At 41.7% G+C, this 760-nt stretch carries 2 protein-coding genes; both read right to left on the bottom strand.

Features of this window, described 5'->3' with window-relative positions; translation table 11 throughout:
* Positions 1-215 (bottom strand): hypothetical protein (locus ACYVTD_RS14775; protein ID WP_461248476.1); only part of this gene is annotated, 215 nt, incomplete at its 3' end.
* A complete protein-coding gene (locus ACYVTD_RS14770; protein ID WP_461248475.1) occupies positions 212-637 on the bottom strand; it encodes a helix-turn-helix domain-containing protein in 426 nt (141 codons plus the stop codon). The genes ACYVTD_RS14775 and ACYVTD_RS14770, both read right to left, overlap by 4 nt.
* Between the last annotated feature and the right edge of the window lie 123 nt (positions 638-760).

Here is a 760-nt window from a genome sequence, read left to right as displayed (position 1 = left end):
TATTTTTTATTGACCCATTCCAAAAGTTCATCATCCGAAAAACAGATTTTTAACGTTTTGGCGTTTGGAATATCGGCTTTTACCATGTCCTCGACTTCCTTTTGCGTGTAGCCGTGTCCAAGAAGTTTTAATTTCTGTTCGGGCGTTAGTTTGAATGTCCTTATTCCGCTTTTTTCCTCAATCGGCGGTAGCCCGAAGTCAAATTCCAAATTCACGCTCTGATCTCCCGGACTTCCACATCCAAAACGTCGGCGTATTGCTTCAATCGGTCTAGCGTTGGCATATACTCCCCATGCTCGCAAGCGCACACGAAAGACGGCGTTATTCCCATTTTCTTCGACAACTCTCGCTGGCTTAAACCTTTTTTCTCACGGTAATATTTTATTCTTTCGCCCGTCGTCCTAATCGCTATCTTGGTTTGTTCTCTCGTATATAATTGGTGTACCTCGATATTAAAAACCAGAGCGTATAATAACAGATATTTTGTAGACGGCATAACGTGTCCGTGTTCATGGTTAGAGACGGTTGTTTCCGACGTGCCGATTTTCTCCGCCAATTTTCTCACATACCAACCTTTTAATTTTCTGTAATACCTTATGTTTTCGCCGACCAAAATATTAAGTTCCTGTACTGTCATTTTCTTCTTCCTCACCTTTTAATATAAAATCCGCACATAACCTTTTTTCGCGTTTGTTTTCCGCTTTACAAAAACTATTTCCGGCGCATAATCCGCATATACTGGCGGTTCCCCGGCAAACTT

This window comes from Treponema sp. R6D11, from assembly GCF_054786075.1.
The sequence above is the reverse complement of the archived record's forward strand: the minus strand, read 5'-3'. Positions and strand labels throughout refer to the sequence as shown.

Coding starts and splice junctions, on each gene's coding strand:
- ACYVTD_RS14770 (WP_461248475.1), bottom strand. CDS start 637: ATGACAGTACAGGAACTTAATATTTTGGTCGGCGAAAACATAAGGTAT.